Here is an 8268-nt window from a genome sequence, read left to right as displayed (position 1 = left end):
GTTGTTGGGCTTTCTTTTTTTTACACTACCCTTTTATCCCAGCCGTTGCGGGGGCTCTGAGTTGGGACTATGACCGCGGGCGCGCCCCCCCCCCCCCCCGGGCCGGCGCGTGTCGTCGGGAGCCTCGCGAGGCTTCTACGCTGAAAGGACAGGTCGGACCGCGAGCAGGGGAGTGGACGAGATGAGCGAGCAGGAACAAGGGCAGGCGCAGGAACCGGGGCGCGAACAGGGCCAGGACCGGGCGCGGGGGGGCACCCCCGCCCCTCCCTCCCCCTCCCCCTCCCTCCCACCCTCCGCCTCCACCCCACCCACCACCACCCCTCCCGCCTCCACCACCTCCACCTCCGCCAAGGCCCGCCTGGTCTTCCGCGACCCGCTGGACCAGCAGTCCCGGGACGACACCGACGCCGGCTGGGGCGATCGCCCCGGGGCGGGTGCCGGCGGTGGGCGGGGGCTGGACTGGTACCTGAGCCAGCGCCCGCCGCACCACGGCGACTGAGGGACTTCCTAGCGCGCCACGACCAGCGCGTCGCGGATCTCGGTCAGCAGTTGGACCTCCTTGGCCTCGGCCTCGGCCGCCACCTCGGCGGCGCTCTTCCGCTTGGCCGCCATCCGGTTCATCGGCACGATCAGCACGAAGTAGACGACGGCGGCGGTGATCAGGAACTGCAGGAGGGCGCTGAGCACCGACCCCCACAGGATGAGGATCCCGGACGTGACCTCACCGGTGGCGCTCACCTCGCAGGGCCCCTTGAGGCAGGAACTGTAGGACGCCAGGTCCTTCGTCCCGAACACGCCGACGATCGGATTGATCACGCCTTTGACGAAGGCGTTGACGATGTTGGTGAAGGCCGCGCCGATGACCACGGCGACGGCGAGTTCGACGACATTTCCACGCAGCAGGAATTCCTTGAAGCCTTTCATGCCGCCTCGAACGACGAAGTCGTCGCCGGGTTACGGGTGATCTTCCGGAAGCCCGGATTGACAACCCGTACGGCCCACGCCGCCGCCCGGGGGCGGTGGCAGCCCGGCCCGCGCGGGCCCGGAGGCGAATGCCGCGGCCGCCGCGAGCAGCACCAGCGCGGGCACCCCGCCCCGCCGTCGGACGGCCCGGCGCCAGCGGTGCCACCCGCCGCAGCCGCGCCGGATCGGCGGGAAGCTCGGCACCTCCCGCCGGGGCGGTACGGAGGGGGCGGGCAGCGGGAGGGGCAAGGTCGTGGTCGTCATCGGGACACCTCCGGAATCAGGTGGGTCTTGCTCGGTGTCCCCTACCTTGCGCGGATGCGCCGTGCCCCGGAAGTCGATTCCCACAGCCTGTGGACAAACCCGCCCCTGTGGACAACTTCGTACACCCGCACGAGTTGTTTCGATTCCGGAAGTTGACGGCGGCGCGCGCAAAGGCCCGCCCGGCGCGCGAAAGACCTGCCGCGACACGCGAAAAGGCCCGCCGTCCCCGCGTGGAGCGGGGCCGACGGGCCTTCCCGTGAGACCGAGGTCAGCCGGCGGCGGGAGCCGGGCTGCTGGACGAGCTGGACGAACTCGACGTGCTCGACGTGCTCGAAGAACCGGACGACGAGCCGGCCGAGCCGGAGCCCGACGACGTCGAGGAGCCGGTCGACGAGCCGGAGGACGATCCGGAGCTCACCGAGCTGCTGGAGGACGAACGGCTGTCGGTCCGGTAGAAGCCCGAGCCCTTGAACACGACGCCCACGGCCGAGAAGACCTTGCGGAGCCGTCCCTGGCAGTCGGGGCACGTGGTCAGCGCCTCGTCGGTGAACTTCTGCACCGCCTCCAGGCCGTTGCCGCACTCGGTGCACTGGTACTGGTACGTGGGCACTTGTCTTCCTCCTGGCACTCTCGCCTGATGAGTGCTAACGATGGTCAATGATGCGGTATTCCGTTGGATCAGTCCAGCGAATCCGGTGTGAGATGAGCCGGTACCGAGTCACCGACGACCGCGCGTTCAGCCCTTCGCGGCACCGACCAGCTGTGCCGCGCCGCCGAGGTCGGCCGAGGAGGCCACCACGCGGCCCGCCCCGCCCGGGGCCACCAGCAGGTGCCGCAGCGACACCAGCGCGATCACACCCAGCCCGGCGCCGACCAGCGGCACCAGGAACCCGGCGGACGGCCCGTGGGCGTCGATCAGCCGCCCGGCCACCATCGAGCCGACCGCCAGGCCCAGGCCGATGGCGCCGGTCAGCCAGGTGAAGGCCTCGGTCTTGGCCCCGTCCTCGACCAGGGTCTCGACGAGGGTGTAGCCGCTGATCAGGGTCGGCGCGATGGCCAGGCCGCAGACCAGCGCGGCGATCGAGAGCGTGACCAGGTTCGGCATCGCCCACAGCGTGGAGCAGCCCGCCACCAGCAGCGCGTAGCTGACCACCATCCGCTGCTGGACGGCCCGCCGCCAGGCGATGACGCCGTAGAGCACGCCCGCGACCATCGAGCCGCCGGCGAAGATTCCGTACACGGTGCCGGCCGCGTCGTGCTGGCCGACCGAGTCGGCGAAGGCGTTCACCGAGACCTGCATGCCGCCGAACACGGCCCCGACCCCGAGGATCACCCCGGCCAGCAGCCGGACGCCGGGGGAGGACAGTGCGGAGGCGCGCCGGACGCCGGGCTCCGGGGTGATCCGGGCGGGTGCGGTGCGGCGCTGGGCGGCGAAGACCAGGCCGCCGACGAAGGTCAGCGCGGCCTCGACGACCAGGGCGGTGGCCGGGTTCACCGAGGTGGCGATGTTGGCGGCCAGGATCGGGCCGATCACGAACGTGAACTCGTCCGTCACGGACTCGAAGGCGAAGGCGGTGCTCACCTTGGCCGACGCGGAGGCGGACGCGCCCTCGGCGCCGATGGTGGCGATCCAGCGGGCCCGGACCATCGCGCCGATCTGCGGAACGCTCGCGCCGGCCGGGACGGCGGCCAGGAACAGGCTCCAGGCGGGCGCGTGGCCGAGCGCCAGCGCGATCAGCAGGCCGACCGAGGCCGCGTGCACCACGACGGTCGGGACGAGGACGGCGGCCTGCCCGTACCGGTCGGCGAGCCGTCCGGTCTGCGGGCCGATCAGGGCCTGGGCGACGGCGGCGATGGCCGTGACGGTGCCCGCGGTGCCGTAGGAGCCGTGGGTGTCCTTGACCAGGAGCAGGATGCCCATGCTGAGCATCGCGTAGGGCATGCGCGCGATGAAGGCGGGGGCCAGGAAGGTCCAGGCTCCGGGCGTGCGCAGCAGCGCGCCGTACCCGACCTTGGCCGGTGTCGCGGCGTCGGTGGTCGCGCTGTTCGGGGTGCTGTCCGCGGTGTCCGGAGCGCTGTCCGCGGTGGTCTCGACCGTTCGGCGGGCCGTCACGGTCGGTCCTTCCTGCTGCCTGGTAGCGCGGCAGGGCATGGGGTGGCCCCGACGGCGCCGAGAGTCGTCCTCTCGCGCGTCGACCGGGGTAGATACCGGGCCGGCCGGGCCTGGTGGGCCGGGGCCGGACCGCGGCCGCCGAGCGGTCGCGCCAACTCTGCGTCAGGCAGATGCTGGGGGTGTTCTAACGGTAGTCATACGGCGTGGTCGTACCACCATACAGTTACGCGCGTAGATCCCGCCAGACCACCCAGGCCACCCGAGCCACCCGGGCCCCTCAGGCCTTTCAGGTCACCCGAGCCACCCCGGCGGCGCCTCAGCGCCCGTTCAGCCACCCCGCCAGCTTGCCGCCCTTGTCCACGGCCCGCAGCCGCCGCTCGGCCGCCTCGCCGACCTCGTCCGTGGTGACCACCAGCAGCTCGTCCCCGCCGCGCAGCATCGTCGCCTTGTCCGGCACGAAGGAGCTGCCGTCCCGTACGACCAGGGTGACCGCCGCCCCCTTGGGCAGCCGCAGCTCGCTGACCTCCACGCCGGACATCTTGGAGGTCGGCGACAGCGTGACCGAGAGCAGGTGCCCGTGCAGCTTCTCCAGTGGCGCGGACTCGATGTCGAGGTCCTGGCCCATGGCGCCCTCGCCGATCCGCAGCCGCTTGGCCATCCAGGGCAGGGTCGGGCCCTGGAGCAGGGTGAAGACCACGACCAGGATGAAGACGATGTTGAACACGTCGTCGGCCTTGTGCGCCCCGGAGACCACCGGGATGGTGGCGAGGACGATGGGCACCGCCCCGCGCAGTCCGGCCCAGCTCAGCAGTGCCTGCTCGCGGACGGGCACCTTGAACGGGGTGAGCGTGAGCACCACGGACAGCGGCCGGGCGAGGAAGACCAGCACCCCGCCGACCACCAGCGCGGGGACCACCGCGTCGCCCATGGTCTCGGGCGAGGCGAGCAGTCCGAGCAGCACGAACATCCCGATCTGCCCGATCCAGGCGAGCCCGTCGGCGAAGCCGCGGACGGCCGGGCCGTGCGGCAGCTTGGAGTTCCCGAGGATCACCGCGCTGATGTAGACGGCGAGGAAGCCGGAGCCGTGCAGCAGCGCGCCGCCGGCGTAGGCGAGCACGGTCAGGGCGACCACGGCGATCGGGTACAGGCCGGAGGACGGCAGGGCGACGTGCTTGACGGCGAACGCGCCGAGCTTGCCGACGGCCAGGCCCACCGCGGCGCCGATCGCCAGTTCGGCGGCGATCGTGGCGAGCAGCATGTACCACGAGTCCAGCTCGCCGGTGGAGGCGAAGGCGACGACCAGGATGACCACGGGCGCGTCGTTGAAGCCGGACTCGGCCTCCAGCAGGCCGGTGAGCCGGTGCGGCAGCGGGACCATCCGCAGCACCGAGAAGACGGCGGCGGCGTCGGTGGAGGAGACGATCGCGCCGAGCAGCAGCGAGGTGCGCCAGTCCAGGCCGACCAGCCAGTGCGCGCCGGCCGCGGTGACGAAGACGCTGACGCCGACGCCGGCGGTGGCCAGGACGGTGGCCGCCGGCATGGCGGGTCTGACCTCGCGCCAACTGGTCTTGAGGCCGCCCTCGGCGAGGATCACCACGAGTGCCGCGTAGCCGAGCACCTGGGTCAGTTCGGCGTTGTTGAAGGTGACGCCGATCCCGTTCTGGCCCAGTGCCACGCCGATCCCGAGGTAGATCAGCAGACTGGGCAGCCCTGATCGGGTCGAGAACCGGACGGCGACCACTGCGAAGAGCAGGATCACGGAGGCTTCGAGCAGGAGCTGGTTCAGGTGGGCGACGTTCACGCAGTGGCACCTCGGGCAGGCATGGGCGGGCGGGGTGTCAGGTGGTGCCGGGCCGGGCGGTGCCGGACCGTCGACCCGTTAAGAAGTCGTCAATGCTCCTGTTGCGGATCGTTACTCAGTCTAACATTTTGCCATATCTTTAGTTTCATTGCCTACTTCCTTCCTCGTCGCGCCCGCCGTGCGTGCCCTCGGGGCACCCACCGGCCCCTTCCGGGCCGCCCGTTGACCGCCTCCGATCCCGCCGGGAGCGTCCCCCGTGCACGCCGGCCGTCCGACTCGGCCTAATGTGGTGCCCTGTCACGGCCCCAGGCCCTGGACACGCCCGCCCGCCCCGAAGTCAGGACCGCAAGGACCCAGATGCCCCGCTCGAAGAAGTTCCGGCGCGCCCGTCTGATCGTGATCGTGCTGGTCGTGCTGCTGGTGGCCGGTGTCGGCTACGGCGGCTACCGCGGGGTCACCGCGGTCCGCGCCTCCTTCCCGGAGGTGGACGGCACGGTCAAGGTGGCGGGCCTGAGCGCGCCGGTCGACGTCAAGCGCGACGCCAACGGCATCCCGCAGCTGTACGCGGACACCAGCGAGGACCTGTTCCGCGCCCAGGGCTACGTCCAGGCCCAGGACCGCTTCTGGGAGATGGACGTCCGGCGGCACATCACCGCGGGCCGGCTGTCCGAGATGTTCGGCGACGGCCAGGTCGACACCGACTCCTTCATCCGCACCATGGGCTGGCGGCAGGTGGCGCAGAAGGAGTACGACACCAAGCTCTCGCCGGAGACCAAGAAGTACCTCCAGGCCTACGCGGACGGCGTGAACGCCTGGCTCGCCGAGCACCCCGGCGGGGAGAAGGCCTCGCTGGAGTACGCCATGCTCGGCGCGGTCAACAGCGGCTACAAGCCCGAGCAGTGGACCCCGGTCGACTCGGTGGCCTGGCTCAAGGCGATGGCCTGGAACCTCTCCGGGAACCTCCAGGAGGAGATCGACCGCTCGCTGCTGGCCCAGGACTTCGGCCCGGACAAGATCGCCGAGCTGTACCCGGACTACCCGTACGCCCGCAACGGCACGATCGTGAAGACCGGCACCGTCAACGGCGACACCTACCGCCCGGCCGACGGCTCGGCCCCGTCCGGCGCCGCCCCCGGCGCGGGCACCGCCCAGGGCGCGGCCACCACCAAGGCGCTGCTGCAGGGCCTCACCGACCGGATCGACGGGATGCCGCAGCTGCTCGGCCGCCCCGGCCAGGGCATCGGTTCCAACTCCTGGGTGGTCGCCGGCTCGCACACCACCACCGGCAAGCCGCTGCTGGCCAACGACCCGCACCTCGGCCCCGGCCTGCCCTCGGTCTGGTACCAGATGGGCCTGCACTGCCGGACCGCCTCGCCGGCCTGCCAGTTCGACGTCACCGGGTTCACCTTCGCCGGCATGCCCGGCGTGGTGATCGGCCACAACAAGGACGTCGCCTGGGGCTTCACCAACCTGGGCGCCGACGTGACCGACCTCTACCTGGAGAAGGTCACCGGCCCGGACACCTACCAGGTGGACGGCAAGGACGAGAAGTTCGACCTCCGCAAGGAGACCATCAAGGTCGCCGGCGGCGAGGACCGCACCATCACCGTCCGCACCACCCGCACCGGCGCCCCGCTCATCTCGGACGTCAGCACCGAGCAGCAGAACGTCGGCAAGTACGCCCCCAACGGCAGCTCCGCCCCCGACCGCGGCACCGGCGGCTACGGCGTCGCCCTGCAGTGGACGGCGCTGAGCCCGGGCAGGACCATGGACGCGGTCTTCGAACTGGACCGGGCCCGCAACTGGGACGAGTTCCGCGCCGCCGCCAAGGACTTCGCCGTCCCCGCGCAGAACCTGATCTACGCCGACGGCAAGAACATCGGCTACCAGGCCCCGGGCGTCATCCCGGTGCGCGGCAAGGGCGACGGCTCGATGCCGGCCCCGGGCTGGGACTCCTCGTACCAGTGGAAGCCGGACCCGGTCCCCTTCACCGCCCTGCCGTACAGCCTCAACCCGGCGGCCGGCTACATCGTCACCGCCAACCAGGCCGTGGTGGACCCGAGCTACAAGTACAGCCTCACCAAGGACTGGGAGTACGGCACCCGGGCCAAGGAGATCACCGACCAGATCGAGGGCCTGCTCAAGAACAACGGCAAGATCTCGCCGGACGACATGCAGACCCTCCAGCTGGACAACACCAGCATCATGGCCAAGACGCTGGTCCCGCTGCTGCTCAAGCAGCGGATCGACGACCCCTACGTGCGCGAGGCCCAGGACCTGCTCAAGGACTGGAACTTCCACCAGGACGCCGACTCGGCCGCCGCCGCCTACTACAACGGCGTCTGGCGCAACCTGCTCTGCCTGGCCTTCGGGCAGAAGTTCCCGGCCGACATCCGGGCCAAGGACAACTGCCTGCTGGTGCGCCAGCAGGACGACCCGACCAAGCCGGACAGCTCCAGCAAGATCGTCACCCAGTGCGGCACCCGCGACCCGAGCAAGGCCCAGCCGGACGGCGGCGACCGCTGGACCGAGGTCGTGCGCACCCAGCTCGACAAGCCCGACAGCTCCTGGTGGACGTACATCGACTCCGACCACAAGGAGCAGAAGGGCCTGGACAACCTGCTCAAGGAGGCGATGAAGAACGCCCGGCAGGACCTGACCTCGCTGCTCGGCAAGGACATCTCCACCTGGAGCTGGGGCCGCCTGCACAAGCTGGAGCTGCGCGAGCAGACCCTCGGCACCGACAACTCCTCGATCGCCTCCGGCCTCGTCCACAAGCTGCTCAACCGCGGCCCGTACCGCCTCTCCGGCGGCTCGGCGGCGGTCGACGCGGCCGGCTGGAACGCGGCGGCGGGCTACCAGGTGGACTGGATCCCGTCGATGCGGATGGTGGTCGACCTGAACGACCTGGACTCCTCGCGCTGGGTCAACGTCGGCGGCGCCTCGGGCCACGCCTTCCACCAGAACTACAACGACCAGACCGACCTCTGGCTCAAGGGCAAGCTGCTGACCTGGGCCTACACGCCGGACGCGGTCGAGAAGGCCACCAAGCACAAGCTGGTGCTCACCACGGGCTGAGGCCCGTCCCCAGCCCGTGCGGCCCCGCCCTCCTCCCCGGGAGAGCGGG

6 protein-coding genes are annotated in these 8268 nt (G+C 71.0%); 2 read left to right on the top strand and 4 right to left on the bottom strand.

Going from position 1 to position 8268, the window contains the following annotated elements:
- Positions 1 to 181 precede the first annotated feature (181 nt).
- Positions 182 to 499 (top strand): hypothetical protein, encoded by a 318-nt coding sequence (locus ACFXOZ_RS09235; protein WP_380588777.1) that lies wholly within the window; start codon positions 182 to 184, stop codon positions 497 to 499.
- Between the two features lie 8 nt (positions 500 to 507).
- Here the strand turns inward: ACFXOZ_RS09235 and mscL are convergent, their stop codons facing one another.
- From mscL to ACFXOZ_RS09215, 4 genes are all read right to left on the bottom strand, one after another.
- Positions 508 to 924 carry a large conductance mechanosensitive channel protein MscL gene (gene mscL, locus ACFXOZ_RS09230; RefSeq protein WP_375892768.1) on the bottom strand — a complete coding sequence of 139 codons (417 nt, stop codon included), beginning with the start codon at positions 922 to 924 and terminating at the stop codon, positions 508 to 510.
- 571 nt (positions 925 to 1495) lie between these two features.
- Positions 1496 to 1837 carry an FmdB family zinc ribbon protein gene (locus ACFXOZ_RS09225; protein WP_380524055.1) on the bottom strand — a complete coding sequence of 114 codons (342 nt, stop codon included), beginning with the start codon at positions 1835 to 1837 and terminating at the stop codon, positions 1496 to 1498.
- 126 nt (positions 1838 to 1963) lie between these two features.
- A complete protein-coding gene (locus ACFXOZ_RS09220) occupies positions 1964 to 3340 on the bottom strand; it encodes an MFS transporter (protein WP_380524054.1) in 1377 nt (458 codons plus the stop codon).
- A gap of 316 nt (positions 3341 to 3656) precedes the next feature.
- Positions 3657 to 5141, bottom strand: a complete 1485-nt coding sequence (locus ACFXOZ_RS09215) for a potassium/proton antiporter (protein ID WP_380588774.1) — start codon at positions 5139 to 5141, stop codon at positions 3657 to 3659.
- 357 nt (positions 5142 to 5498) lie between these two features.
- On the opposite strand from ACFXOZ_RS09215, the gene ACFXOZ_RS09210 reads away from it, so the two are divergent.
- A complete protein-coding gene (locus tag ACFXOZ_RS09210; protein ID WP_380588771.1) occupies positions 5499 to 8219 on the top strand; it encodes a penicillin acylase family protein in 2721 nt (906 codons plus the stop codon).
- The last annotated feature ends 49 nt before the right edge of the window (positions 8220 to 8268 follow it).

It is taken from the genome of Kitasatospora sp. NPDC059160, assembly GCF_042755465.1.
Taxonomy (GTDB): Bacteria; Actinomycetota; Actinomycetes; order Streptomycetales; family Streptomycetaceae; genus Kitasatospora.
The sequence above is the reverse complement of the archived record's forward strand: the minus strand, read 5'-3'. Positions and strand labels throughout refer to the sequence as shown.

Excerpts from the sequence above, each read along its gene's own strand:
- ACFXOZ_RS09235 (WP_380588777.1), top strand. The coding sequence starts at position 182 with ATGAGCGAGCAGGAACAAGGGCAGGCGCAGGAACCGGGGCGCGAACAG.
- mscL (WP_375892768.1), bottom strand. The coding sequence starts at position 924 with ATGAAAGGCTTCAAGGAATTCCTGCTGCGTGGAAATGTCGTCGAACTC.
- ACFXOZ_RS09210 (WP_380588771.1), top strand. The coding sequence starts at position 5,499 with ATGCCCCGCTCGAAGAAGTTCCGGCGCGCCCGTCTGATCGTGATCGTG.